The following is a 25,884-nucleotide window of genomic DNA, read 5'->3' on the forward strand; positions in this document are numbered from 1 at the left end:
ACAATAAAAATTGCCTTAAAATGCTCATATTTTAAGGCAATTTTTTTATTTATTCTTTGTTAAACCACCTTTTAATACCAATACTATTTTTTGCTTCAAGTGGTGCAACATATACTTCTTTGTTCTCATTAAATACTTGAATTTCACCCATTATATCACCCTTTTTAATGTTTACTTCGCCATTTTTAGGTATTCTCATTTTTACTTCATAATTTTTATTATTCTCTAGTGGCAAAACTATATCTTTACTTACGGTTAATTGTAATTTTCCCATAGGTAATTTTACTTCATTAATAACTTGATTCTTTGAATATAATTTTTTATATGAAAATTTATCTGAAACGTACTTATACATTTTTGTTGTCTCTTTCCATCTTGGAGTACAATTTAATACTACAAATATAACATCGTGACCATTCATGTTTACAGAAGTAACTAGACATTTACCCGCCTTTCCTGTGGAGCCTGTTTTTACACCATTTGCTCCCGGAATTTGATATAATATTTTATTAATGTTATGATAATCTCTTGTAAAGCCTAGTGTTTCTGCTTTAATATCTTTTGAACTGACTATTTCATTAAACAATTTATTTTCCTTTGCCTTTGATGTAATTAATGCTAAATCATAAGCCGTAGAATAATGATTTTCACTATCTAGACCATGTGGTGTTTCAAAATGTGAATTAACTGCTCCTATTTCTAAAGCATATTCATTCATAAGCTTTGAAAATCCTTTTATATCCTTACCTAAATCTTCTGCAATGGCAATAGCCGCATCATTTCCTGATCTAAACATTAATCCATATAATAATTCTTTCATAGCTATTACTTCTCCAGTTTTATATCCAACTTTAGATCCCCTTATAGATGCTGCATTTTTAGATATTGTAACCTTTTTGTCTAGCTTGCCATATTTTAATGCTACTAGTGCTGTCATAATCTTTGTTGTGCTTGCCATTGGGACTATCATTTGCGAATTTTTTTCAAATAATATTGTTTTACTTTCACTGTCCATGGCTATAGCTGTTACAGCATTAACATTTAAATTTTCTCCATATACATTAAAGGTTGTGATATTAATTATTAAAAGCACAGTTATTAATCTAATTATGCATTTGTTTAAGTTCAATGGATTCACCTTCTCTTTAAATACTTCTAAATTATTATTTCCAATAAAAAATTTTATATCCACCAGTTTACATTAGCTTTAGTTAACATAATTTTAATTATGTTAACTAAAAGATTTAAATTTTCATTTATGGTTATAATAAGAAATAGTTCATATTACTGGAGGACTTTTATATGAATTTCTATGTTATTTTAGGAATTGTCTTTTTAATCGTTTTTATACCTATACCATTACATTTAAAGGTTAATTATTCGGAAAATAAACTCCATTTTTTCTTATATGGAAAAAAAGTAGCTCTTAAGAGGAGGGTTACAAAAAAGGTACAGCATAGTGTAAAAAGCACAGATTACATAGGTAAATTCAAACACTATTTTGTATTTTTCAGGCACACATTAGATAATCTTACTCACAGTCACTTAAAACCTAAGTTATATTTAAATTATAAATTAAATATAGGTTTTGAAGACGCCCTGGAAACTGCTATTGTTTTTGGTGTTTTAAATGAATTTCCTCCTATGCTTTATTCATATCTACATAAACTATTTGTTGTTAAAAACTATGAATTCTCTTTAACACCTGATTTTAATGATGTCACTATAGATTTAGATGTGAATAGTATATTAAAGATATCTATAGCAAATACTATATATATAGTTATAATAATACTCTTTCATTTGCTTAAAGACACACAAACAAAAAATTCAAAATTTCATCTAATTAGGAGGAATAATTATGGAAAATCATCCAATTGAAACTCTTATGACAAGTACAATGGAAAATCTTAGAGATATGATTGATGTAAATACTATTATTGGAGAGCCTATAGAATCAAAAGATGGCACACTTATACTTCCAATTTCAAAGGTTTCCTTTGGTTTTGCTTCTGGAGGAAGTGAATTTTCTAAAGAAAGTGAAACAGAAAAAAATATAGATAAATTTCCCTTTGGAGGAGGTTCTGGGGCTGGAGTTTCAGTTAAACCTGTAGCATTTTTGGTGCTAAAACATGATTCTGTAAGATTACTATCTGTAGATTCTAATGGTGGTTATGACAAGATACTAGACACAATACCTCAGATAGTTGAAATGATTAAGGATTCTTTAGGAAAACATAACGAAACTAAAAAAGAAAAATCAGATGAAGAGTTGACGGTGTAGCGCCGTTAATTCCTCATCTGATTTTTCTTTATATGTATTCAAAAAACTAATTTGAATCTATAGATGCTTCTTCCTCGGCTTCATTTAGAAGACTTTCTAATTCCGGCAGCTGTTCTAAATTACTTAAATCAAAACATCTCAAAAATTCTTCTGTTGTGCCGTACAATATTGGTCTTCCTGGAGCCTCTAGCCTTCCACTTTCCTTTATCAAATTTTTTTCTTGAAGTGTTAGAATTGCTCTATCTGATTTTACTCCCCTTATTTCATCTATTTGGGCTCTTGTTATTGGTTGCTTATATGCAACTATAGCTAAAGATTCAAGAGCTGCTTGTGATAATGATTGTCTTGTATTTGTTTTCAATAATTTTTGCACATAATCTCCATTTTGAGACTTTGTAACTAGTTGATATTCGTCATTTATAGCAATGAGTTTAATTCCTCTTTCCTCATCCACATATTTTAATTGCATCTCATTTAAAATTTCAGCTGTATATTGAATTTCACACTCAAGTATTGCTGCTATATTTTTAAGTTTTAGGGGCTCACCGCTTACAAAAAGTAAAGATTCGATAATAGAAAAATATTTTGATTTATTTGAGAGTTCTCCTATCTCCAGTTGATTTATGTTAATTTTCTTCATCTTTAAAATTCCTTTCAATAAAAATTTCTCTAAAATTTGATTGTTGAATTACTTTAACATCCTTTAATTTTATTAATTCCAAAAGTGCTAAAAATGTTACAACCACTTCTATTTTGCTTTTACATTTATCTTTAATGTTAGAAAAATACATTCTATTCCTAACTTTAAGATAGCTTAATAGGTCGTCCATTTTATCCTCAACTTTAAATTTATCTATAGGTATTTCTTTAGATATAACATTTTCTGTGTTGATTTTATTTAAATAATCATTCATAAGCTTATCATATAAATTATATAGTTGTAACATAGTTACGCCTTTTATTAAATCCATTGTAGATTCTTTATTTTCATTAGAGTCATCTATTATTTCAGGTTTCTTTGTATATACAATTCCTGCCTCTCTTTCTTTTGATTTTAAAATATCCGCTACTTTCTTATATTTTTTATATTCAAGTAATTTTGACACAAGTTCTAGTCTTGGATCTTTTTCTTCCTCTTCGTTTTCACTTTTATTTTTAGGAAGTAGTAGTCTAGACTTGATTTCTAATAAGTTTGCTGCAGTTACAATAAATTCTGAAGCAACCTCTAAATCAAATTCCTTCATAGCATTTATATGTTTTAAATACTGTGATGTAATATCATATATTTTTATATCGTATATGTCCATTTTATTCTTTTTTATCAAATGTAATAACAAATCAAAGGGTCCTTCAAAATTATCTATTTTAATATTTATTGACATAAAATTTCTCCTAAAATATTTAATAATTAATATAAGTCTATATACATTTTAACATATACATAGACTTAATTAATATATCTTTTATTATTTAGTAATAGCTTAAATTGAGTTGTCAAATGCGCGACCTAAATTATATTTAAAGAATTCAAAAATACCATCTTTTTTTAGGTCTCTATCACAATATAAATTGATTTTACCACAAACTTTTCCATCCATATAAAATTCACAAAAACCTATGATATCTCCTTTTTTAAAACCTTTTTTGTTTTTATAATAAACACATTTATTGTCAACCTTAATGTTATTTCCCTTAGGAATAACTAAATTTAAATCCTCGGAGGCCTTTGCTAAGAAAAACTTATCACCTTTTCTATTTAAATTTATTTTTTCTATAGGAGCATCCTTACTAACTATCTTTTTATTTTCAAACTTTGAAAAGCCATAAGTCATAAGCATAGATGCATCTCTATTCCTTACCTTAAAGGTAGGTGCACCCATTATTACGGCAAGCATTCTTACCCCATCTTTAACTGCTGTTGCCGAAATACAATATTTAGCTTCATCTGTAAAACCTGTTTTTAGACCATCGCAGCCTTTATAAAACCTTACAAGTTTGTTATGATTGACTAATCCTATAGGTGTTTTTCTTCCCTCACTTATAGTTTCCATATAGGTGCTTGAATACTTTAATATTTGTGGATGTTTTAACAATTCTCGTGACATTATTGATATGTCATAAGCTGTAGTATAATGATCTTTTTCACTTAAACCAGTGCAATTTACAAAATGAGTATCCTTCATGCCAAGTTGTTTTGCTTTCTCATTCATTTTATTTACAAAATTTTCTTGACTCCCACCTACATATTCGCTCATTGCTACTGCTGCATCGTTACCAGATGCTATTGCTATTCCCTTTAAAAGTTCTTCAACGGTTCTTATTTCTCCAACTTCTAGTATCATAGAACTTCCACCCATTTTTTTTGCATTTTCACTTATAGTAACCTTATCACTCAATTTTATTTTCCCACTATCTATATTTTCCATAGCAAGAAGCATTGTCATTATTTTGGTAACTGAAGCTGGTGCAAATTTTTCATGTGAATTTTTTTCATAAATGACATTCCCGGTAGTTGGCTCAATTAAAAGTGCAGATTTGGCATCTACATTAATCCCTGTATTTTGGTTTTTTATATTATCTTCTGCTAACTCAGCAGCTTTTGTTAAATCACTGGCGCCAATACTAAATATTAAAACTAAACAAATCATACTAATTAACAATTTACTTTTATGAATCATATGTGAATCACCCTTTTCATATATTTTATAAGTTTATTTTTACCCAGCTTATAAAAGATTATCACTTAAATACATAAAAATATTGCTATTATCCACTATTAATATTTAGTAATTATATAAATTTAAACTAAAAAAGTGCTAATATTAGCACTTTTTTTATATTATACTTTATATTCTATTCTATAGTCTCATATACATATTTTATTTTTTCTGGCTTATTTTCACTTATATCAAAAGCAGCTTTAGCTAAAATTTCAGTGTTTTGAGTATCTTCTATATTAGTATGCAATATACAGATAGTGTCGTTTTTATTAACCTTATCCCCTATTTTTTTAACTATAGTTACTCCAGCAGCAAAGTCAATTTTATCTGTTTTAGTTTTTCTACCTGCACCGAGCTGCATTGCAACAATTCCTATATCATCAGCTTTAACACTGCTAATAAAACCAGTTTTATCTGCTTTTATTTCTATATTAAACTTAGCTGTTGGCAGCAAATCCAAATTGTCCACTATTCTTTCGTCTCCACCTTGGATTTTAATAAATTCTTTTAGTTTATCTATTGCTTTACCATTATAGATTATATTTTCTAATTTATTATAAGCCTCTGTAAAATCTTTGTAAGCACCACCAAGCACTGCCATATTTGCAGCTATTGTAAGTGCTACTGTAGTTTCATCTTCTGCACCTTGTCCTTTTAAAACTTTTATTGCTTCTTTTACTTCACTAGCATTTCCAACTTCATGGCCTAAAGGTTGATCCATGTTTGTTATAACCGCAATGGTGTTTCTATTAAGAGATTTTCCTATGTCAACCATTGTCTTTGCAAGTTCTTTTGCCATATCTAAAGATTTCATGAATGCACCTGAACCTACTTTTACATCTAAAACTATTGCATCTGCTCCGGATGCAATTTTTTTACTCATAATAGAACTGGCTATTAGAGGTATACTGTCAACTGTTGCCGTAACATCTCTTAATGCATAGGTCTTTTTATCTGCTGGAGTAAGATTTGCACTCTGACCTACTATAGCCATTTTATATTTATTTACATTATTAATAAATGTATCTTCATCAAGCTCTGTTCTAAAGCCAGGAATAGATTCTAACTTATCTATTGTTCCACCAGTATGCCCAAGACCTCTACCTGACATCTTAGCTACAGGGATTCCAAGGGATGCAACAAGTGGTATTACAATTAAAGAAATTTTATCTCCAACACCACCTGAGGAATGTTTGTCTACCTTTATTCCATCAATCTTAGATAGATCAACTTTATCACCTGAATTAACATATGCAAGTGTCAAATCTGCAATTTCCTGTTTATTCATACCTTTAAAATATACTGCCATAAAAAATGCAGATATTTGATAATCAGGTATAGTACCATTTGTGTATCCGTTAACTATAAAATCTATCTCTTCTTTTGTTAACACATTGCCTAATTTCTTTTTTTCAATTAAGTCTACTATTCTCAATTTTTCTTCCTCCCGCCGTTAGACACATCCTAGATTTTCTCTACTACGGTTTTTACTATATTAACAAATTTAATTTTAGCCTTTTCTGCATTTTGAAGTACTTTTTTATGATCTAACGGTTCAAGATTATCCGCAAGTGCCATATCTGTTATACATGATATTCCAAGTACTCTCATGGACATATGATTTGCAACTATAACCTCTGGTACTGTTGACATTCCTACTGCATCTCCGCCAAAAAGTCTAAACATTCTAAGTTCAGCTGGTGTTTCATACATTGGTCCAGAAACAGCTGCATAAACACCACTTCTAATGGAGTATTCAAGGGATTCTGACACATCTTTAGTTAGTTTTATAAGTTCTTTATTATAACACTGTGACATATCTGGGAATCTTGCTCCAAGTTCTTCATAATTTTTCCCAATAAGTGGATTTGTGCCCATACAGTTTAAATGATCTTCTATAATCATAAGATCCCCTGCTTCAAATTCTGGATTCATACCACCTGCTGCATTTGTTACAATAATATCATTTACATCTAAAGCTTTTATTACTCTTACAGCAAAAGTAACTGTTTCCATTGAATAACCTTCATAAAAATGAAATCTTCCATTCATAACAATTACAGTTTTACCACTTAATTCTCCAATTATAAGTTCACCAGCATGACCTTTTACTGTAGAAACTGGGAACTCAGGTATATCTTTATATTTTATTACTGTTTTATTTTGAATATCTTCTGTAATGCTGCCAAGTCCTGTTCCTAAGATAATAGCAATATCTATTTTCCTTTTTTCTACACTCAAAATATATTCTTTAGCTTCATTAATTTTTTCTAATAAATTCATAAAAACATCCTTCCTCTACATTCTCTTTAGTATATTTAATATAAAACTTTTAAATTTATCCTTAACCATATTAGAAGTTTCAACAACCTCAGCATGATTTAAAGGTTTATCAAGAATGCCAGCTGCCATATTTGTTATACATGAAATACCTAATACTTTAATTCCGCAATGACTTGCAGCAATAACTTCTGGAACTGTTGACATCCCCACTGCATCTCCACCAAGTATTCTAGCCATCTTTATTTCTGCTGGTGTTTCGTAATTTGGACCAGTCATCATTAAATAAACGCCTTCTCTTGCGCCTATTTTAAATTCATCAGAAACTTCTTTTGCAAGTATCACTAAATCCTTATCGTAAGCCGCTGACATATCTGGAAATCTTGCGCCTATTTCTTCATTATTCTTACCAATAAGTGGATTGTTAAACACGAAATTTATATGATCCTTTATAATCATTAAATCTCCAGGCACAAATCCCTCATTAACACCACCTGCTGCATTTGTTACAATCAAATTTTTAACGCCTATATTTTTCATTATATATACTGGCAATGCTAAAACCTTCATTGGATTTCCTTCATAATAATGAAATCTTCCTTGCATCATTATTACTGTTTTTCCTTGAAGTTTTCCAACGACAAATTGTCCTGCATGACCTTTTACAGTTGATACAGGAAGATTTGGCACATCACAATATTTAATAATTATTTTTTCTTCTAACGTATCCGCAAGTTCACCTAGTCCTGAACCTAAGATTATTCCTACTTCAGGATTTAATTTGCCTAGTTTGCTTTTAACATATTCTGTACTTTCTTTCACTTTTTCTAATTCCATTTTATTTCCTCCTGCTATCCTTAGCTTGTATTGTATTTTATATTAATTTATCATAGAAACTTGTTCCCGGTAATTCATTTTTTATATCTAGTGCATTTAACACAGTTTTTCCAATATCACAAAAACAATCTCTTACTCCTATATTTACATTAGCCTTAAGTTTTTTACCATATACCAATAGTGGTATATACTCTCTTGAATGATCTGTACTTTCTGTAGTTGGATCACAACCATGATCTGCAGTTATTATTAAGATATCATCTTCATTTAGACTAGATATAATCTCTGGAAGTCTCTTATCAAATTCAATTAAAGCATTTGCGTATCCAGCTGGATCATTTCTATGCCCAAATAGCATATCAAAATCAACTAAGTTTGTAAATATAAGACCTTCTTTTTGCTGTTTAATATACTCAATAGTTCTATCCACGCCATCCATATTGTTTTTTATGTGTACAGCTTCTGTTACTCCTTTACCATTAAAAATATCCTCTATTTTTCCTACAGCCATAACATTTAAAGCTGCTTCTTTAACATATTCTAACATAGTTTTTCCAAATGGATCTAAGGCAAAATCACGTCTATTTGAAGTTCTTGTATAATTACCACTTTCACCAATAAAAGGTCTTGCTATTATTCTTCCTACAGTTCTTTCTCCAACTAACATTTCTCTTGCGATTCTACACATTTTATATAGTTCATCTAATGTTATTATATCTTCGTGTGCTGCTATTTGGAATACACTATCAGCAGATGTATAAATAATAGGACATCCTGTTTTTACATGTTCATCTCCAAGTTCCTTTATAATTTCAGTACCTGAAGCAACTTTATTACCAATAATTTTTTTACCTATCTTTTCTTCAAATTCATTTATTATACTGCTAGGAAATCCATTAGGATAAGTGTTAAGTGGTTTCTCTAAAATAACCCCAGACATTTCCCAGTGTCCTGTAACCGTATCTTTTCCTTTAGATATTTCTGCACATTTTCCAAAAACACCTGTTGGATTAGTAGTTTTATTTATTCCCTCAGCACCATCAATATTTCCTAGTCCAAGTTTCTCCAAATTGGGTAGTTTTAATCCCCCAACTTTTTTTGAAATGTTTCCTATTGTATTGCTTCCTACATCATTATATAAATCTGCATCTGGCATTTCTCCTATTCCAACACTGTCTAATACTATTAAAACTACTCTCTTCATAATTATCTCCTCCATAATGTATATTAAATTTAAGCTCTTGGATGATATTTCTTATATGCTTCTGCAACCTTGCTTTTTTTAGAAACACCTGAATATATTTGTGTGGTAGTTAAATTAGTATGCCCTAATAATTCTTGTATAGTTTTTATATCTGCACCATTTTGCAGAAGATGTACTGCAAAAGAATGCCTTAATGTATAAGAATTAATTGTCTTATTAATATCAGCTTCAGCGGCATATTTTTTTATTATCTTCCAAAAGCCCTGTCTTGTCATCCTATCTCCATGTAAATTTAAATATAAATAATCCAAATTATCTGTATTTAATATTGGTCTTATTTTAAGGTATTCCTGTACCCATTTAAGTGCATAGGACCCAAATGGAATAATTCTTTCTTTTCCTTTTACACCCTTACACTTTATGTATGAAAGTTTTAAATTAACATCATATACAACTAGATTTATCAGTTCTGTTACTTTTATACCTGTTGCATACATTATCTCAAGCATTGACTTGTCTCTTATACCTTTGTATGTATCAAGATCAGGAATATTAAGTAATTTATCGACTTCATCAACAGTTAAAACCATAGGTAAACCTCTTTTTAATTTAGGTACCTTATACGTGTCTACTGGATTTCTATCAACTTTACCGATATTTATTAAATATTTATAGAAATTTCTTATAGAGACAGTATTTCTTGTAATGGAAGAACTAGCTTTCCCCATTTTAACCATTTCTTGAGTGTATGCCATAATTGTTACTACATCAATTTCCTCAACGTTTTCATTTCTATCCTTGATAAATTCTGCAAACCTCTTTATATCTCTTTTATATGCATCCAATGTGTTCTTGCTAAAATTTTTTTTATTTATTTCATCAAAATATTTTTCCACTAAATTATTCATAATATTTTCTCCTAACATTTTACCTACTTATAGTAAGTTTAAATAAATATATATAATTGTAGATAATCTGTTTGTTATCACTAAGTATATTATATACTAAAACACTATTTCCGTGAAACTTAGATTTGATAATAAGAGAAATAATAATGTAATCAAATAAATTAGGAAGAATTATACCTAAAAAAATAAGAATCAATATGCACTTAAAAAACAAAGTAATGGTTTTAAACACATCAGAATTAATCAAATTCAACATATCCTCCTATGCAACTGCTCTTATTATACTTGGTGTAATATAGGTTTCAAATAAAAAGCCTACAATCATAACCACATTTAATATAATAAAAAATACAGTATAGGAAAATATTTTAGAAGATATACTCTTTGTCCACATTCTTTTCGAATTATCTCTTATTAACCGAAATGAAAATTCCATGCCTATAACTGATGCAATCATAATACACGGAATGTAAATTATGTTTTGAGGAATTATAGATAAAAGTGCAATCCATATTCCTTTTAATCCTAATCCATTTACAAAAAAAGTAACTGTAAAGCCTATTGTGAAACCCTTAATAACGTCTATTACTAATATAATTGGAATTCCAATCATAGTAAGTCCTAAAAACCATATAACAGCCATTACTGGTATATTATTTTTTATTGTTTCTAAAAATATCCCATAATAATTAATGTTTTTTGCTCCATCAGATTTTACAAAAGAGGTCAAATAGCTAAGCAAATCACTCTTATCAAATCCATTCATATACTTAACTGTATAGACACCTAAAACAACCCCTGTGCACATACACACTGCACTAAGCACATATAGCCATAAATTGTCTTGTAAGTGTTTTGCCGTGGCTTCTCTTAAAATTTGAAATTTCATATAAATACTTCCTCCCTTGTTAATCAGGTTTTATAAATATTTATGATTAATAAGGGAGTATTATTCCAATTACAAATACATGAAGCAACTTATAGTTTTAGCATCAATTATATCTCCATTTTTTATCATTTGTTTTATATCTTTTATTTTAACTTCTCTTAGATTTAAAAATTCGTCATCGTCCCCTCCAATATTTCCTTTATAAAGCTTTTCTGCTTTATATAAATAAATATGCTCATTACAAAAACCAGGTGTAGTAACAATTTTTCCTAGATACTGAAAATAGTTTGCTTTAAAACCCGTTTCCTCTTCAAGTTCTCTCCTGCCACAAACTTCTGTGCTTTCTCCTTTTTCTATTTTTCCTGCTGGAAGTTCTATCAAAACCTTTTCTACTGGCTTTCTATATTGCTCTACCATTAATATTGTTTCACTATCTTTATATGCTAAAATTGCAACTCCTCCTGGGTGTGTTATAACTTCTCTATTTGCAAATTTGCCATTAGGAAGTTTTACCTTATGTAAATATAATTCTATTACTTTTCCTTCATACTTTTTTTCTTTATTGACTGTTTCTTCTACAAAATTCAAAATAAACTCCTCCAATTTCATAGTAAACTTCGCAATTTTAATTCTAATCTGTCCAAATATAATTGTCAAACAAAACACTTGTTATATAAATGAATAAAGTAAAATTTAACTCTATAAAAAATAAGCTACCTAAAATAATTTTAGATAGCTTATCTCTTATCTTACCCTTCTTGCTCCACAATAACCCCAGTTATCTGTAAACGGAATTATTTGTACATATGAACCTGTGTGTGGCGCATGTATCATTAAACCATTTCCTATATAAATTCCAACATGTCCTGGTCCATCTGATGCCATTTCAAAGAACACTAAATCTCCAGGTTGAAGATTTGATTCACTTACTGCTGTACCAACATTCCATTGTGCTTCACTTGTCCTTGGTAGATTTTTACCAAAATGATTAAACACGTAAGATGTAAAACCAGAACAATCAAATCCACTTGGTGTTGTTCCTCCCCAAACATATGGTACGCCTTGAAAGCTTTCCGCAAAACTTATAAGACTTGAAGTATTTGGTGCCGGCCCTGGCGTTGGTGTTGGTGTTGGTGTTGGCACTGGCTTTGGTGTTGGTGCCGGTGTATATTTGTTATTTGGTACTGCTTGTCCATTATTTACTGAAGTCTGTTGACTCACTTGAACTGTTTGCTGTGCTGCTTGTGCTGCTTTCGCATCACTTATTTGTTTATTAATTGCATCAATTGCAGCTTTTTGGCTTGCAGTTAAGTTTGTAAATTGATTCACCTGACTTTGTGCTTGTGCTACTAATGGCTTTTCAGCAGCTTGCTTTTGATTTAAATCTGAAATTTTTTTGTTACTGTCGCTTTGCATAACAAGAAGATTTTCTTTATCTTTTGCAAGAGCATCTTTTTTGTCTTGTAATTCTTTTTCTTGCTGATTTAAAAGATTTATTATTTTGCTATCTGCTTCTGTTACTTTTTGAACTACCTCTGCTTTTGATAAGAAATCGCCTAAATTTTTTGAATCAAAAAGAACATCTATGTATCCACCAATTCCATTGATGTACATTGCCTTCATTCTTGCATCATACAATTCCTTTTCGCTTTTTATTTCATCTTCAGAACTTTGAATGCTTTTTTGTGTTTCTGCAATATTGGATTCTGTCGAACTTATTTTAGTTTTTAAGCCATCAACCTCTGCCATGTTTTTCTGAATTTGGTTGTCCAAGTTTTCAATATCAGCCTCTAATTGACTAGCCTTTTTTTGTGCATCACTAAGGTTATTCTGATTTTGGTTGTACTGGTCTGTTGTCGAATTCAGTTTGTCTGTTAATGGATCGGCTAGAGCTTGTGAACTCATTGTTAATGCGATTCCGATTGCCAAAACACTTGATAATATTTTTTTATACAACCTGTACTCCCCCCCTCTGTCTAGATATTTTAATTTATTACAGTACAACTTTATTATAACACTAACTATTGATAAACTACAACTTTTGAACAATATTTATTAATTTTTTAAATTTCTTTGCCTTAAAAGCAAGAATAATATCCAGTTTTTATGATATGATTCCGGTTTACCTTTAATTTAGTTTACATAACTTTTATTATGGTAACTAAATACTACCTAATTATATACTATTCTTGACTTTTAAAATTTTACATGTTACTATTTTTTCATAAAATCGTAAGGAGATAAATTTATGAAAAAAGAAAAAATAGGCACAATTGATATGAACATGCTAATGTTAAATCGTAGAAAATTTACTACTTCAGAAATTTCAAGGGGAACTGGTGTTATAATGCCTAAAAAGGGTAAAGGTTCATACAAAAGAAAAAACAAGCATAAAACTGACTATTCAAAAAAAGATAGTTGGTTTTATTTTTTTACGCAATTTACAATAAATCAAGAAATTCAAACACTTTTATGACTAAATTAATGAAATAATTAATATTATGTTAGTATAGTTATATTTGGAGACATAAAAAATGTTTTATTATATATACCCATATACCCAACCTTACAGAGCTGTATATCGTATAACCATTAACACGCAAACTCGTATTCTTACTTTATTTAGAAACAACAATTTTTACAAAACTTATATGGTTGCAGTCGGAAAACCTTCTACACCAACTCCTAAAGGAACTTTTAAAATAATTAATCGTGCTATAAATCCAGGCGGTCCTTTTGGTGCAAGATGGTTAGGCTTAAATGCACCTTATGGCGATTATGGAATTCATGGTACAAACAATCCTTCTTCAATTGGAAAAAACATATCTAACGGTTGTATAAGAATGTTCAATAACCAAGTTATTGAAGTAAGTAATCTAGTTTCTATAGGTACTCTAGTTTTAATAACATAATTTTAAGAAAAAACTCCAAAAAATAAAAAAGAACCCCGTTAAGAGTTCTCTCCTATAACTTTATAGATAATCTAGTGCTTAATTTTCATTAAAGTAATTTTCTACCTTATTGGCTGAAACACCAACTATATTAACTGCAGCCATTAATGCATCTTCTGTACAGTTAAATCTTTTACACCAAAACTTTAAGTCTTCCTCATCAAAAATATCTATCTTAAGATAATCAGATTGTGTTTTAGAATAAGTTTTTGTTTTAGTTCTATTGCCAAATAATAACATAACACATCATTCCTTTTTAATAAAAATAATTTATATATAATAACTATTATCGATATAATTATATTATAAGAAACAAATCACATTTTGTAAACAATAATTGTTATCAAATAATAACTGATAACGTTTATCTTAAAAATTTATTTTCTAGCTTTATATTATGAAATAATTGTCACAATTTTGTTTCAAAATTATGTGAATGGATCAATAAAAAAAGAATCATACAAAATGAATTAAAATCGCCCTGTGGAACTCTCTTTTTTAATGTATTTGATTAATGGTTTTGCTACAACTATATTAAGTGGTTCAAAGTAATGTGGTATATTCATATGCCAAAGTAAAAGATTTAAAGAATAGAGAGCCAATGTGTATATAGCAGGTGTGATATTTTGTCAATTATGTTATAATAAGCATCATGCAAGACTATAATCTAATGAATAATAGTTAGAAAATGCGAATAACTAAAATAGAAATGTTATAGAGCAAAAAACTAAAAGGTGTGGTAAAATGAATGCATTTTTCACAGTAATACCACTAATACTTATTAGGTATGGGATTTTAAGTATAATAGACAAAGAATCACTTAAACGTGCAGGCTTCTTTGCTCCATTAATCGGAAGAGAAAGAGTAGCATTCTGGGTTTATCAAATTACAACCATTCTTATTTTACTATACCTATTATTACTCAAAATCAAAACTGACTCTGATTGGTTTTACATAGGTTTAGGAGTATATAGTTTAGGAATTATTTTATATGCTGTATCTATAGTAAATTATGCTAAGCCTAAAATGAATGGAATAAATTTAAATGGATTATACCGAGTATCTCGCAATCCTATGTACATTGCATATTTTATTTATTTTTTAGGGTGTGCATTGCTAACACATTCCTTGATATTACTTGCGTTATTAATCTGTTTTCAAGTATCCGCACACTGGATTATTCTTTCAGAAGAAAGATGGTGTATTAAGAAATTCGGAGAAGAATATATAAAATATATGAATAAAGTGAGACGTTATATTTAGACAGTTATGCTATAACTCTTTTATTCAAGTTATGGTTTGTGATTGTCCACCTAGCCTCTTCTTCATGCTTATGTAAATTATATAGCATGTTTCAAGTGTATGGAACTTCTTTTGAAACTTATTGTTTTTTATGTTGTTTATTTATTCTTTACTCCTAGAATTATCTTTTAAGTTAATTTCTATTCACCATACAAATTTTTAATTATAATCTTCATATTCTCGAACTCACTATCAAAACCTTCAGCAACCTTTGAATCATTTTTTTACATTATTGTAATTTCGTTTGTCATCTATAAAGCTTTCTATACCTTTTCTCATTTCATCACCTCAATGTATCCATATTCGACATATTGAGGTATTCTTTTACTTTATCAGATTAGTTTCAAAATTATGTGAATAAATCAATAAAAAAAGAATCATACCAAATGAATTAAAATCACTCTGTATAACTCTCTTTTATAAATGTATTTGATTAACTATTTGGCATATCCTCTTGTAGCTGTATAACATGTATATTACTATTTGTTGTACTATTGTGCATTAACACACTTGTTGATATTGATAATGTTAGCATTAAGCACCCCAATCCTAAAGTCAAATTTCTTAATATTTTCTTTTTCATAGTAATACCTCCATTTATTTTAAATTTTTTGATAATAATAAATATTGTTCACATATTTCCAGCTTGTTTTGCCTTAAATACTTAAGCGCTAGTTCATTATAAAGGTCTTTAAGTTTTTTAGTATTTTTAGTAAGTTTTAATAACTCAATAACGTTAATATACACTTTTTCCAACTTTTCATTATCATTTAATTCATGGTATATATTCATTAATAAATAATTACCTTTCAGTAAATATTCTAAATCTTTATATTTTTTTGCATATTCCAATCCTAAGTTTATAGTTTTAATTGCATGATCAATAAAATTTTCTTTTAGTAAAACCTCTGATTTTTCTATAAGTGTATGTGACAAATTTGATTTACTAAATTCATTTTTAAATTTTTCTGCCATATCAAAGTATTTCATACTCTGTTCAAAATCATTTTTAGCAGAATATGCTAGTCCCAAATTGTTATATGCATAACCTAAAAACACATTTTTATCATCCGAAATTTTTAAAATTATTATTTCGTATGTTTCTATTACCTTATTGTAATCTTTTTTAACTTCATAGCAGGTTGCTTTAATACCTTGAGCAAAGATATATAATCTATAATCTTCTTTCTCATCACAAACATCTAAAAATTTTTCAATAGTTTCTAATGCTAAATCTATTTTGCTTAATTTTTTATAACTATTTGCTAAAGAGTACAAACATAATTTTCTAGTATTAAAATCTTTATATAAATTGCAGTAATATTGACTTAATTGATAATATTCAATAGCTGATTCATACTTTAGATCATCTGCATTAAAAACACCTAACCTCCAATAAACATGTCCAAGTTTTTCATTCTTCTTAATGTCTATGTATATCTCTCTAGCTTTTTTATAAATGTCACAAGCTAATTCGAACTCTTTTTCTTTAAAATAAATCTCACCTAATTTGCAATATGCCTCTGCCTTAACTTCTACTAAATCATATTCATTTACTATCTCAAAAATTCCATCTATGCTGCTTTTGTCTATTCCGGGATCTTGCAATTTTCTTAAACAATATAACTCTGCATCTTCCCTGGGAGAACGCATTAGATATGCTTCATCTACATTTACGATAATGTCAAGTTCTTCCGCCCTTTCATTGAATTTTTCTGAAAGTTTTGATGCTGTAGAATAAGTTACATCTCTTTTGTCAGTTTCCATCATGCTTATGAGTCCCCTAGTTACATTCTCACTTTTTAAATCATCTTGCTTTAAATTTAGTTGAGTTCTAAGCCGCTTTAGCTTTTCCCCTGTAGTCAGAAAATTCATAACATCACCTTTATTCTCGAATATTTGTATTATATGTAAATTATATACCATATTTCAGGTGTATGCAACTTTTTTAGCAACTTATTGTTTGTTATGTTGTTTATTTATTCTTTCCTCCAAGAATTATCTTTTAAGTTAATCTCTATTCACCCTCCAAATATTTATCCAAATATCTTAATTATAATCTTCATAATCCTTAGTGTCATTCCACATATTCTCGAACTCACTATCAAAACCTTCAGCAACTTTTGAATCATTTATAATAACAAGTATTTCGTCATTTTTTGTTGAAGCATTTTCGGTATAATTATAACTACCAGTTGTTGCTATATTTTTATCGGCAATAGTCATTTTTATATGTAGAAGTCCTGGATGACTATTTGCTTTTATAGGAATATTATCCTTTTGCAATAAGGCTAACTCTTTGACTTCAGCTTTACTTTTTGACTCAATCTTATCTGTCATTATTCTAACATTAACTTTTCTATCCTTGGCTTGTATTATTGCGTTCACAATACTTTTCTTAGTTAAACTATATATAGCAATATCAAGAGTGCTTTTTGATGAATTTATAACCTTAATTAATTGTTCGTCTGGATGCTGATTTGCTTTAGTAAAATAATATTGAAGCTCCCCTGTTTTTACTGGCAGTGCTGGTTGTGTTTGTTGAAGCTTTTGGGAAGTGTTACCATGTCTCTTAGTTGTAGCCTTAACTTTCTCAGTAGAGCACCCTGTGGCACCTAACAATGATATGATTAATAAGACTATTAATATTCTTTTAATATGAATCCCCTCCTGTGTATTTAAAAATATCTTTGCCTTGTATATATAATATACTTATAATAAAACCTTAAACTATTTGGTACTCTTAAAAATAGAATATCTAGCTTTTATGAGTTTCCATCCTGTTATAATCATAAGTGTAATTATGACAACCAAAGAAATAGAAAATAAAATCCATTTCATAATCGTCATTAAATCAGCAATACTTGCTATTACAATAAAAACTTTAGGATAGTTAAAAAGCATTATTAATAATAGGCAGTTTTCTATGTAGTCAAAAGCACCTCTAATATAAGGGAGTAGATTTACTTTTAGCATTTTACCACTTATAGATAATTTTCCAATAAAATATGTAATAAGTACAGAATGCAGAAGCATCGTTGAAAGTGAAACCACAAAATCCATAATAAGCCATTTAATATAAAAATATCGTCCCGCTGGTCCTAATGCTTTAATTACATCATATGCTTCACCTGGATTATAGCTAAATCTCATATCCAGCGGTTGAATTCCATTACTGATTTCCTTGAGTTTTACTGTACCGGTAACATTATTAGTAGACATATATCCCATGAATAGTAAAAATCCAATGAAAATCAAGATATATTTTTTATTGGAAATTTTCTGCATATCATTTGATAATTTTGACAAAAGCTTTCTCATAGTACCTCCCCCTATATCTATAAAACTTTTATTATATATTCAAAGTTTTTACTTAAATCAAACCTTTTTGATGAAGGCTGTTATACGTAGCTCATTCTCTACCTTCTTTATTCTTCAAAATACTTCTTTTAAAAACAGGTTTTACAAAGAGTAAATTTATCTCCTCTTTTTGCACAGAATAATCTGATAATAAACTATAAAGTATGAATTAAATCTATCAAATCATAATTTCTATTTCTTGACTGATAAAACAAAATATCTTATACTTTTATTGATACATTATGTATATTAAAGTTACATAGTGTAACTTTAATATACACCTGATATACTAATATTGTCAAGCAGGAGGAGATAAACTTATGGATATAATGTCTAGAAAGGAAAAAGAAAAACAAGTACGGAAAGAAAATCTAATAAATGCAGCTGAAAAAATATTCTCAACAATGGGTTATACAGGAGCTTCAATGGATGAAATAGCCAAAGAAGCCGAATTTAGCAGAAAAACGCTATATCAATACTTTAAAGATAAAGAATCTTTATATTTCACAGTGGTTGTTAGAGGATTTAAGCGGCTTTTATCTTTTTTTCAGGAAGCGATTAAAAATAATAATACCGGTCTTGAAAAGCTTCAATGTTTGGCATCTGCTTATTATAGATTCTATCAGACTTTTCCTAGTACTTTAGAAATAATGAACTACGTTGGATATGTTAAAATAAGAGGAAAATTTTCAGCAGAGTATCAAGAATTCAATAAGATTAATGAATTAATGACACAAGAGATTACAAAAGTGATTGATGAAGGAAAATTAGATGGGAGTATACGTACAGATCTTGATACACTCAGTATAACTTATTCAGCTGAGTTTTTAATCACAGGATTTTTTCACATGCTTTCTGTATCAGGTAAAACATTTACAACTTATCATTCGCTTAAACAAGAAGATTTTATCAATTTTAATTTAAATTTATTATGCGATGCGTTTTGTGCAGAAAAACATAACTTTGATAATAATAAACATTCATGAATATGATGAATTAAGACCATTAAACATTTAATTCATAAAATAAACTTAAGGTTTTAATCTAAGAATAATAAGAAGACCTCAATATCCATCAATGAATATTGAGGTCTTCATTTATTTCTATTTGCATATTTAACACCTCAATCTAATAATTATGCAAAAATCAAAAAGTTTGACATATTGAATAGAATGAAATTTGAAATCTATTAATTATTTTTATATCTATCATATCCTACTAATTTTCATAAAGTTTTACCTCATAAAACATATTCTATACATGCTTCAAAATTTCCTTTTTTATCATGTATTATATTTTCGATTGTGTCACAATAAAAGAAAATTGTTGCTTATTCTTTGCATACTACTTCAAATTCTTCACAAACAATAATCATACTTTCATCAAAATCGAGATTATATTCTTTTAATTCTTTTGAAAAAAAATCTTTATGTACCTTTCTCCAATATGATAATGATAAATCTCCTTCGCCCTCCTTAAGAGCATGATTTTCTGATACTTCTTTAAATGGACAAGTATAAACTTTAGTTGTTTTAGTTATACAAACAGCATTATTATCAGAGTCTAATATAATGTTTAAACCACCTATTGGTGGCAACGGACTGTTTTCAAGTTCATATAATTGATACGCCGATGCTGTTGCCTTTTTGATACCATTTAATACAAGCTTTGCAAGTCCATTTGCACTTGAAATATCTCCACCGAAACACCAAGCATCATAGGTCTTATCTTTCACATCGTTGTTTTTTGTATATAAACTCCACATTTCTTTTTCAGTCATATATTTTAACCTCCCATCATATAAACAATTTTTATTATTTCGTCATATTTTACTATTATACCGTATTGCTAAGATTTTTTAAATTCTTGTATTTTCCTAATTATAGCGCAAATTTAATTTCCTGTAATTAAACCCTTATAATTTTGCGGTATTCCTATAGGTTTCTTTTCTGCAAATAATTTATATCTTAAGATATTTGTTCTTTTTTCCTTATTACATACTTTAAAAATTTAATTTTTTTGCAGCATTACGTTTAGTAATTATTAATTGTGCTGGCACTAACCTTTTTTTAATAATCTTTTCTATATTCTTAACATTAAAAAAAACACCTCCCATTTTCCTAATAAATAATTAAGAAAACAAAAGGTGTTTATAATTATACCCTTTAAATGTTTATTGGCTTATTAACCAAGATAAAGTATATTTATTTGTTTTTTTAATCTAAATGTAAATTATTTATACAATCTCTTAACCGTTGAATTTCTAATATAACTCTACCTTAGCTCACCTTATTTTTAAGTCTTAATTTATCAGCAATCATGGCAATGAATTCTGAGTTAGTTGGTTTACCTTTACCGTTATGTATTGTGTAGCCAAACAATTTGTTAATTGTATCTACTTGTGTGATACCAAGGTTTTTCAAGCTTTTAAAATGTAATTTCTATATTAATTTCTATAAGTCAATACGTATAAATTTTTTTCACTTTTATAGGTATATTTTTAAATAGTTTATACGTATATTATAACGCTATTAAATCATATTACAAGCGCCTATTTTTTAATCTTTATTTTTTACAATATTTAATTTCGATATTTTTACATTTACATCTTAAATATTCTAAAAATAATAATCTACTTTCCCTTATTTACTTTAAATACGGCATTTTAATCGGGAAAATTTCGGGAAACAATTTCGGGAATACGTTGCTATCACTAGGTTTTTTCGTGATCTTATTTTTATTTCGGTAAATTTTTTTGTCTTGAGTGCGGGGATGTGGCAGGATATAGCTAAAATTCAAGTTACTATTGTTTCTAAAACGTAAACTACCCCGTACCAGTATAAAAATAAAAGGGCAGTTTTCCACTACCCTTCATACTGTTTAGCTAACTTATAAAATGTATTCTTCTTTAATTCTAACTGTTCCATAGCCTTTACTGCTGAAACCTCCCCATGTTTCCATTTATTATATACTTCATTCCAATTTAAAGGATATTCTGCTTTTGGTCTGCCTAAATGTTTACCTTTGTCTTTTGCTGCTGCAATACCTTCTGCCTGTCTTGACTTTATGTTCAATCTTTCTTGTTCTGCCATTGTACTTAATACTTCTATCAATAGATTATTAATCATATCTAATAACCACTCTTGACCTTTAGGTATATCCAGCATACTTGTTGGTATATCTAATATTTTAATTCTTACACCTTCATTCTTGTAATACTCTAACTCTTGTTTAATCTGTTGCTTGTTCCTACCTAACCTATCTAATGATTTTATATAAATTATATCGTCACGTTGAGCAACTTTTCTAAGTAATTGATATTCTACCCTATCCATATCCTTACCACTTTGTTTATCCTTAAATATGTACCTACTATCAACATACTTTTCCAACTCTATTAATTGTCTGTCAAGGTTCTGCTCTTTTGTACTTACTCTGCAATATCCATAAATTCTCATATAAATTTACCTCCATTTATCTTATGAAATAATTATATCATAAGCGTTTGTAAATGTATATAGTGTTTTATAAACGTTTATAAAATGTTTTTGCCACTTTTATAAACGTAAATATTATAGTTTTTTTCCTATCCTTAAAGGTATACCTTTTAGGATATTTTTATTTATTTCATTAATTCATTTTTTAAATTTTCTAAACTTGGTGTTAGATTCCATCTATTTACAATATTAATTTTAGAATTGTTCTCAATATATATATTATCATCTTTAACATACATTTTAAAAATTTGCTCATAATCATTTTGAAATGTGTCTTTAAATCTTAATAACAAAAGTGTATTTTCATTCAAAGTAAATGTACTTTTATCAAAATCTACTCTAAAATAAATTGTACTATTTTTATCAATAGAAAATGTTTTAACACAAGGATATTCATTTTCATTAATTTTAATTATAATCTTAACATCTTGAGCAGTATTATTTCCACAATTTAATATTTGAAAGCACTTCCGTATAGATACCCAATGACTATCAATCCATTTCAGTTCTTTATTATCAAACTGAAATGTGTATGGATTTGTTTGATTTATTAGTGTCCATAAACTCTCTTTAGCTACATTCTCAGAATGTATATCCCTTTGTTCTTCACTAGACATTCCTTGAATTAAAAATGATGGCACATATTGAAGTCTTATTCTTTCATTTTCTGAATATAGTCTATTAATATCTTTTGCTTTAGATTCTTCTCTTAATTTTTTATTTTGCCATATTGTGATTAATCCTAAAAAAATTGTACCAGCCAAGCCTAAATACGAACCAAGAAAAGTTAAAAGATCACTTGCATGAAAATTTATTATTACAAATGAATGATATTTTCCTATTGCATAAGGTAATTGTATAACTACAATACATAATATAAAAATTACTATAATGACAATAAAAATAATAATACTTGTTATTATTTTATGTTGTTCAATACGTTTAAATAAATTTTTCTTTTCCACTATCAAAACCTTCTATCAATTGAATTAATTTAGTATATAAAACATCTTATTGCTGTTTTTTGTGGTACCGCACTATCTTTATTAAATAATACAACATTTGAACCAACTAGTTTTATCTTTTTCATTCTTGTACTTTGATAATAAATTCCACAAAATTTTTTTGATTCAAAAAACTCAGCCATATCATGAAATGGTTTGTATTCTTTCTCCCTATCATCATTATCATCATCCAATGGAATTAATATTTCATCTAAAAATATTTTTAGAATACCTTTTGTTACATAAATAGATGCAATCTTTCTAAGTTTATCTTCAACTTTGTTAGATTGAAGGATATTCATAGTATATTTTTGTATGTCTAATAAATTCATATTTTTTCTTTTTACTTTTTTTAGTGAACTTTTAATTATAATAGACGTATAGTTTTTTAATTCATTTCTAGCTTCATTTAATATATCATCATATGATTGGTTCATAAATGACATATTAATAACTATACCATTTGCATATTTAGGAACAACTTTAAAACTACACATGGTGATTTTCGTATTATTACAAGGAACGGCTCTTATTTCTTCCATACAGGTTTTTTCACAAATATTGAGCTTATATTCTTTATCAATAATTTTTGATTTTTTGTTCGGAGCTCCTGATAAATATAAGTATATCTTATCTTCAGGATTCCACCTATTTAAACTTCCTTTTTGAGGAATCATGTCCTTATATTCAGCATAATCAGGATATATATCACTAGATTTTACTGCCCTATATAAAGTTTTAAATTTAGATAGTTTATAAGAAAATTGATCAATATTAGGTTCTATAGAGATAGTGTATATTTGATTTAACATATCTTTAAGATTACCTGTATCTATTCCATTTTTTATTAAGATCCATTCATTTTTAATATACTTAACTGTGTTATCTATAGTCTCGTAAAATTCACTAGTTAAATTATCTTTCATTTTTTCACCTCAATAGTATCAGTTAAATCATCCATATAAGTTATATCAACTTCAGTTAATTTAGCAGTTTTTATTGTGCTGTTATACCCTGCATTTTCCCATACCCTATCAACTTCTTATGGATATTTGTACCACTTTAATTCTGGCAAAAAAGAGTTATTTTAATATTAATACTTTGATTATCCTGCGTTTATATCCCCATGTAATCATACACAGTTCTAATGATATCTTCTTTTCTTTCAACAGCTCTAAAATCATCAATCGTTTTAATTACATTAGCATACTTACTACTAAGGGTTAACTCGATAGTTACATGTTGTAAATTGTTAAAGGCATTTGGATTTGATTTATATTTTTTAAGTTGTTCAACTTTATCTTTCTTAAAAATGTTTTCTAGATTTTTAACCTGCTTGGCTTCTAATTTTCCTGACTTTGATATAACATAGTACACTCTATAAAGAAAATCAACTGTAGTTCCAAATGAGTCATCTTTTTTAAAATATTTTTTAATATCGTCTATATATCTATTTTGAGGATCTATCCAATTGTTCATTATTTCTCCCGCATTCTCATTTGTTTCTAAATGATTATAATAATACACCAAGGTATCTTGAATATATATTATTATATTTACTAAATCACTCATTGTTCTATTCGCTAACTTTCTTATTAACAAAATTTCTGATTCATCTAGTGTGTATCTTGTTAGCTTCTTATTTTCTTCTATTTGTTTACTTAAAGCTATATTACTATATTTAATTTGTTCAGAAACTACTGAATATGATACAACGCCTCCTATACCTGCACCTATAATTGAAGCAAATATTGTACCTAACAAACCAATCCATGCATCCTTACCTATGCCTGTTATTTGAGATATACCTACTGCAAATTCTGCAAACGAAAATAATATTATATAAGAGCCTACTCCAAATAATACAATTGCTACTATAGATTTATTTATTAATTTATCATTAAATTTAAAAAAATGTAAAACAGGAATTATAATAAACATGAATCCAATATCACTAAATATTAAGCAACGATAATTTTTATAAATCACAAGTGTTATAATACCAATAATAAATAAAATAATTCCTAAAATAAATTGTGCAACCCTAATATACCTATAATTTTTACTTTCCATATTGTCACCTCAATATAGCCATATTCGACAAATTAATGTAATATCCTTTTAAAACTTAATAAAATAAGAAGAGCTTATCTCTAAGCCCTACTTTTCATTTATTCTTTACACTGTTATTTCATTAAAAGTTAATTCTAAATACTTATCTAATACGCTTATATCAAATTTTCCATACTCTTTACTATATACGCAGAAATCATTTCCAGTGTCTATAATATCATATGGTTGATGAAAATTATCGTTTATAATAACATAAATTTTACTTGGAGATTTTTTAAAAAACAAAATTGAATTTGTATTTTCATAAATTATAGTTAATTTTGCTATTGTATATTGAAACGAAGCTTTTTCTGGTATATCTCCATATTCAAAACTTATTTGTTCATTTGAAGCTTCTATTTCTTTACTAATACTACATTCCAACTCTTTGAAAAATTTTACAATTAACTCTGGAGCTACTTTTAATGATTCCTCAAATTTGACTGAATCCCTGTATTCATCTTTTATCTTGGCTACTAATTTATCAGAATAACCCATAATCCCATCTCCCTAATATTGTACTTTATAGCCTTATT

At 28.1% G+C, this 25,884-nt stretch carries 29 protein-coding genes and 1 pseudogene; 6 read left to right on the top strand and 24 right to left on the bottom strand.

Annotated elements, in window-relative coordinates; translation table 11 throughout:
- Window positions 1-49 precede the first annotated feature (49 nt).
- Window positions 50-1,138: a D-alanyl-D-alanine carboxypeptidase family protein gene (locus tag B8978_RS01450; protein WP_176212614.1), complete on the bottom strand. Its 1,089-nt coding sequence runs from the start codon at window positions 1,136-1,138 to the stop codon at window positions 50-52.
- Window positions 1,139-1,302: 164 nt separating this feature from the next.
- Here B8978_RS01450 and B8978_RS01455 point away from each other — a divergent pair, with 164 nt between their 5' ends.
- Window positions 1,303-1,881, top strand: a complete 579-nt coding sequence (locus B8978_RS01455) for a DUF2953 domain-containing protein (protein ID WP_084113503.1) — start codon at window positions 1,303-1,305, stop codon at window positions 1,879-1,881.
- Window positions 1,862-2,284 (top strand): GerW family sporulation protein, encoded by a 423-nt coding sequence (ytfJ, locus tag B8978_RS01460; RefSeq protein ID WP_176212578.1) that lies wholly within the window; start codon window positions 1,862-1,864, stop codon window positions 2,282-2,284. The genes B8978_RS01455 and ytfJ overlap by 20 nt, the downstream gene beginning before the upstream one ends.
- A 46-nt stretch (window positions 2,285-2,330) precedes the next feature.
- Here the strand turns inward: ytfJ and scpB are convergent, their stop codons facing one another.
- The 11 genes from scpB to B8978_RS01520 form a co-directional block, all read right to left on the bottom strand.
- A complete protein-coding gene (scpB, locus tag B8978_RS01465; RefSeq protein ID WP_084114399.1) occupies window positions 2,331-2,924 on the bottom strand; it encodes an SMC-Scp complex subunit ScpB in 594 nt (197 codons plus the stop codon).
- Window positions 2,911-3,666, bottom strand: a complete 756-nt coding sequence (locus B8978_RS01470; RefSeq protein ID WP_084113505.1) for a segregation/condensation protein A — start codon at window positions 3,664-3,666, stop codon at window positions 2,911-2,913. The genes scpB and B8978_RS01470 overlap by 14 nt, the downstream gene beginning before the upstream one ends.
- A gap of 99 nt (window positions 3,667-3,765) precedes the next feature.
- Complete coding sequence (locus B8978_RS01475; protein ID WP_084113506.1) at window positions 3,766-4,962, bottom strand: D-alanyl-D-alanine carboxypeptidase family protein; 1,197 nt, start codon at window positions 4,960-4,962, stop codon at window positions 3,766-3,768.
- A gap of 175 nt (window positions 4,963-5,137) precedes the next feature.
- A complete protein-coding gene (locus B8978_RS01480; RefSeq protein ID WP_084113507.1) occupies window positions 5,138-6,439 on the bottom strand; it encodes a pyrimidine-nucleoside phosphorylase in 1,302 nt (433 codons plus the stop codon).
- 29 nt (window positions 6,440-6,468) lie between these two features.
- Window positions 6,469-7,287 (bottom strand): purine-nucleoside phosphorylase, encoded by an 819-nt coding sequence (locus tag B8978_RS01485; RefSeq protein ID WP_084113508.1) that lies wholly within the window; start codon window positions 7,285-7,287, stop codon window positions 6,469-6,471.
- Window positions 7,288-7,302: 15 nt separating this feature from the next.
- Window positions 7,303-8,121, bottom strand: a complete 819-nt coding sequence (locus tag B8978_RS01490) for a purine-nucleoside phosphorylase (RefSeq protein ID WP_084113509.1) — start codon at window positions 8,119-8,121, stop codon at window positions 7,303-7,305.
- Between the two features lie 37 nt (window positions 8,122-8,158).
- Complete coding sequence (locus tag B8978_RS01495) at window positions 8,159-9,325, bottom strand: phosphopentomutase (RefSeq protein ID WP_084113510.1); 1,167 nt, start codon at window positions 9,323-9,325, stop codon at window positions 8,159-8,161.
- 29 nt (window positions 9,326-9,354) lie between these two features.
- A complete protein-coding gene (gene xerD, locus B8978_RS01500; protein WP_084113511.1) occupies window positions 9,355-10,233 on the bottom strand; it encodes a site-specific tyrosine recombinase XerD in 879 nt (292 codons plus the stop codon).
- A gap of 262 nt (window positions 10,234-10,495) precedes the next feature.
- A complete protein-coding gene (gene spoIIM / locus B8978_RS01510) occupies window positions 10,496-11,122 on the bottom strand; it encodes a stage II sporulation protein M (protein ID WP_084113513.1) in 627 nt (208 codons plus the stop codon).
- Between the two features lie 69 nt (window positions 11,123-11,191).
- Window positions 11,192-11,710 (bottom strand): NUDIX hydrolase, encoded by a 519-nt coding sequence (locus B8978_RS01515; protein ID WP_084113514.1) that lies wholly within the window; start codon window positions 11,708-11,710, stop codon window positions 11,192-11,194.
- 156 nt (window positions 11,711-11,866) lie between these two features.
- On the bottom strand, window positions 11,867-13,078 hold the full coding sequence (locus tag B8978_RS01520; protein WP_084113515.1) for a C40 family peptidase: 1,212 nt from the start codon (window positions 13,076-13,078) through the stop codon (window positions 11,867-11,869).
- 292 nt (window positions 13,079-13,370) lie between these two features.
- Between B8978_RS01520 and B8978_RS01525 the strand changes: the two genes are divergently transcribed.
- Entirely contained in the window at window positions 13,371-13,598 is a 228-nt protein-coding gene (locus tag B8978_RS01525; protein WP_084113516.1) for a hypothetical protein, read from the top strand.
- Between the two features lie 58 nt (window positions 13,599-13,656).
- Window positions 13,657-14,034 (top strand): L,D-transpeptidase, encoded by a 378-nt coding sequence (locus B8978_RS01530; RefSeq protein ID WP_084113517.1) that lies wholly within the window; start codon window positions 13,657-13,659, stop codon window positions 14,032-14,034.
- A 78-nt stretch (window positions 14,035-14,112) separates the two neighbouring features.
- Here the strand turns inward: B8978_RS01530 and B8978_RS01535 are convergent, their stop codons facing one another.
- The gene (locus tag B8978_RS01535; RefSeq protein WP_084113518.1) at window positions 14,113-14,313 is read right to left on the bottom strand and encodes a DUF3606 domain-containing protein; all 201 of its coding nucleotides are present in this window, start codon (window positions 14,311-14,313) and stop codon (window positions 14,113-14,115) included.
- Window positions 14,314-14,817: 504 nt separating this feature from the next.
- On the opposite strand from B8978_RS01535, the gene B8978_RS01540 reads away from it, so the two are divergent.
- Window positions 14,818-15,336 carry a methyltransferase family protein gene (locus B8978_RS01540; protein WP_084113519.1) on the top strand — a complete coding sequence of 173 codons (519 nt, stop codon included), beginning with the start codon at window positions 14,818-14,820 and terminating at the stop codon, window positions 15,334-15,336.
- 472 nt (window positions 15,337-15,808) lie between these two features.
- Here B8978_RS01540 and B8978_RS19655 read toward each other — a convergent pair whose 3' ends face one another.
- From B8978_RS19655 to B8978_RS01555, 4 genes are all read right to left on the bottom strand, one after another.
- A complete protein-coding gene (locus B8978_RS19655) occupies window positions 15,809-15,958 on the bottom strand; it encodes a hypothetical protein (protein ID WP_176212579.1) in 150 nt (49 codons plus the stop codon).
- 14 nt (window positions 15,959-15,972) lie between these two features.
- Entirely contained in the window at window positions 15,973-17,250 is a 1,278-nt protein-coding gene (locus B8978_RS01545; protein WP_176212580.1) for a helix-turn-helix domain-containing protein, read from the bottom strand.
- Between the two features lie 174 nt (window positions 17,251-17,424).
- Window positions 17,425-17,997 carry a phospholipase D-like domain-containing protein gene (locus B8978_RS01550; protein WP_242950455.1) on the bottom strand — a complete coding sequence of 191 codons (573 nt, stop codon included), beginning with the start codon at window positions 17,995-17,997 and terminating at the stop codon, window positions 17,425-17,427.
- A 108-nt stretch (window positions 17,998-18,105) separates the two neighbouring features.
- Window positions 18,106-18,696, bottom strand: a complete 591-nt coding sequence (locus tag B8978_RS01555; protein ID WP_084113522.1) for a hypothetical protein — start codon at window positions 18,694-18,696, stop codon at window positions 18,106-18,108.
- A 359-nt stretch (window positions 18,697-19,055) separates the two neighbouring features.
- On the opposite strand from B8978_RS01555, the gene B8978_RS01560 reads away from it, so the two are divergent.
- Complete coding sequence (locus B8978_RS01560) at window positions 19,056-19,721, top strand: TetR/AcrR family transcriptional regulator (RefSeq protein ID WP_084113523.1); 666 nt, start codon at window positions 19,056-19,058, stop codon at window positions 19,719-19,721.
- A gap of 344 nt (window positions 19,722-20,065) precedes the next feature.
- Here the strand turns inward: B8978_RS01560 and B8978_RS01565 are convergent, their stop codons facing one another.
- From B8978_RS01565 to B8978_RS01595, 7 genes and pseudogenes are all read right to left on the bottom strand, one after another.
- Window positions 20,066-20,515, bottom strand: a complete 450-nt coding sequence (locus B8978_RS01565) for an ASCH domain-containing protein (RefSeq protein ID WP_084113524.1) — start codon at window positions 20,513-20,515, stop codon at window positions 20,066-20,068.
- A 499-nt stretch (window positions 20,516-21,014) separates the two neighbouring features.
- Window positions 21,015-21,137, bottom strand: a pseudogene (locus tag B8978_RS01570) (sporulation initiation factor Spo0A C-terminal domain-containing protein); the annotation flags it as partial.
- Between the two features lie 462 nt (window positions 21,138-21,599).
- On the bottom strand, window positions 21,600-22,193 hold the full coding sequence (locus B8978_RS01575) for a recombinase family protein (RefSeq protein WP_084113525.1): 594 nt from the start codon (window positions 22,191-22,193) through the stop codon (window positions 21,600-21,602).
- 164 nt (window positions 22,194-22,357) lie between these two features.
- A complete protein-coding gene (locus tag B8978_RS01580) occupies window positions 22,358-23,197 on the bottom strand; it encodes a hypothetical protein (protein WP_084113526.1) in 840 nt (279 codons plus the stop codon).
- Between the two features lie 29 nt (window positions 23,198-23,226).
- Window positions 23,227-24,162, bottom strand: coding sequence for a hypothetical protein (locus B8978_RS01585; protein WP_084113527.1), 936 nt, complete (start codon window positions 24,160-24,162; stop codon window positions 23,227-23,229).
- Between the two features lie 190 nt (window positions 24,163-24,352).
- Window positions 24,353-25,309, bottom strand: coding sequence for a hypothetical protein (locus tag B8978_RS01590; RefSeq protein ID WP_084113528.1), 957 nt, complete (start codon window positions 25,307-25,309; stop codon window positions 24,353-24,355).
- 105 nt (window positions 25,310-25,414) lie between these two features.
- Window positions 25,415-25,846, bottom strand: a complete 432-nt coding sequence (locus B8978_RS01595) for a hypothetical protein (RefSeq protein ID WP_084113529.1) — start codon at window positions 25,844-25,846, stop codon at window positions 25,415-25,417.
- Between the last annotated feature and the right edge of the window lie 38 nt (window positions 25,847-25,884).

The sequence above is a fragment of the Clostridium acidisoli DSM 12555 genome (assembly GCF_900176305.1).
In the GTDB taxonomy this organism is placed as follows: domain Bacteria; phylum Bacillota; class Clostridia; order Clostridiales; family Clostridiaceae; genus Clostridium_I; species Clostridium_I acidisoli.

Excerpts from the sequence above, each read along its gene's own strand:
- B8978_RS01485 (WP_084113508.1), bottom strand. The coding sequence starts at position 7,287 with ATGAATTTATTAGAAAAAATTAATGAAGCTAAAGAATATATTTTGAGT.
- B8978_RS01535 (WP_084113518.1), bottom strand. The coding sequence starts at position 14,313 with ATGTTATTATTTGGCAATAGAACTAAAACAAAAACTTATTCTAAAACA.
- B8978_RS01475 (WP_084113506.1), bottom strand. The coding sequence starts at position 4,962 with ATGATTCATAAAAGTAAATTGTTAATTAGTATGATTTGTTTAGTTTTA.
- xerD (WP_084113511.1), bottom strand. The coding sequence starts at position 10,233 with ATGAATAATTTAGTGGAAAAATATTTTGATGAAATAAATAAAAAAAAT.
- B8978_RS01455 (WP_084113503.1), top strand. The coding sequence starts at position 1,303 with ATGAATTTCTATGTTATTTTAGGAATTGTCTTTTTAATCGTTTTTATA.
- scpB (WP_084114399.1), bottom strand. The coding sequence starts at position 2,924 with ATGAAGAAAATTAACATAAATCAACTGGAGATAGGAGAACTCTCAAAT.
- B8978_RS01585 (WP_084113527.1), bottom strand. The coding sequence starts at position 24,162 with ATGAAAGATAATTTAACTAGTGAATTTTACGAGACTATAGATAACACA.
- B8978_RS19655 (WP_176212579.1), bottom strand. The coding sequence starts at position 15,958 with ATGAAAAAGAAAATATTAAGAAATTTGACTTTAGGATTGGGGTGCTTA.
- B8978_RS01495 (WP_084113510.1), bottom strand. The coding sequence starts at position 9,325 with ATGAAGAGAGTAGTTTTAATAGTATTAGACAGTGTTGGAATAGGAGAA.
- B8978_RS01555 (WP_084113522.1), bottom strand. The coding sequence starts at position 18,696 with ATGAGAAAGCTTTTGTCAAAATTATCAAATGATATGCAGAAAATTTCC.
- B8978_RS01595 (WP_084113529.1), bottom strand. The coding sequence starts at position 25,846 with ATGGGTTATTCTGATAAATTAGTAGCCAAGATAAAAGATGAATACAGG.
- B8978_RS01565 (WP_084113524.1), bottom strand. The coding sequence starts at position 20,515 with ATGACTGAAAAAGAAATGTGGAGTTTATATACAAAAAACAACGATGTG.
- B8978_RS01545 (WP_176212580.1), bottom strand. The coding sequence starts at position 17,250 with ATGAATTTTCTGACTACAGGGGAAAAGCTAAAGCGGCTTAGAACTCAA.
- B8978_RS01540 (WP_084113519.1), top strand. The coding sequence starts at position 14,818 with ATGAATGCATTTTTCACAGTAATACCACTAATACTTATTAGGTATGGG.
- B8978_RS01560 (WP_084113523.1), top strand. The coding sequence starts at position 19,056 with ATGGATATAATGTCTAGAAAGGAAAAAGAAAAACAAGTACGGAAAGAA.
- B8978_RS01490 (WP_084113509.1), bottom strand. The coding sequence starts at position 8,121 with ATGGAATTAGAAAAAGTGAAAGAAAGTACAGAATATGTTAAAAGCAAA.
- B8978_RS01590 (WP_084113528.1), bottom strand. The coding sequence starts at position 25,309 with ATGGAAAGTAAAAATTATAGGTATATTAGGGTTGCACAATTTATTTTA.
- B8978_RS01470 (WP_084113505.1), bottom strand. The coding sequence starts at position 3,666 with ATGTCAATAAATATTAAAATAGATAATTTTGAAGGACCCTTTGATTTG.
- spoIIM (WP_084113513.1), bottom strand. The coding sequence starts at position 11,122 with ATGAAATTTCAAATTTTAAGAGAAGCCACGGCAAAACACTTACAAGAC.
- B8978_RS01530 (WP_084113517.1), top strand. The coding sequence starts at position 13,657 with ATGTTTTATTATATATACCCATATACCCAACCTTACAGAGCTGTATAT.
- ytfJ (WP_176212578.1), top strand. The coding sequence starts at position 1,862 with ATGGAAAATCATCCAATTGAAACTCTTATGACAAGTACAATGGAAAAT.
- B8978_RS01575 (WP_084113525.1), bottom strand. The coding sequence starts at position 22,193 with ATGAGAATTTATGGATATTGCAGAGTAAGTACAAAAGAGCAGAACCTT.
- B8978_RS01525 (WP_084113516.1), top strand. The coding sequence starts at position 13,371 with ATGAAAAAAGAAAAAATAGGCACAATTGATATGAACATGCTAATGTTA.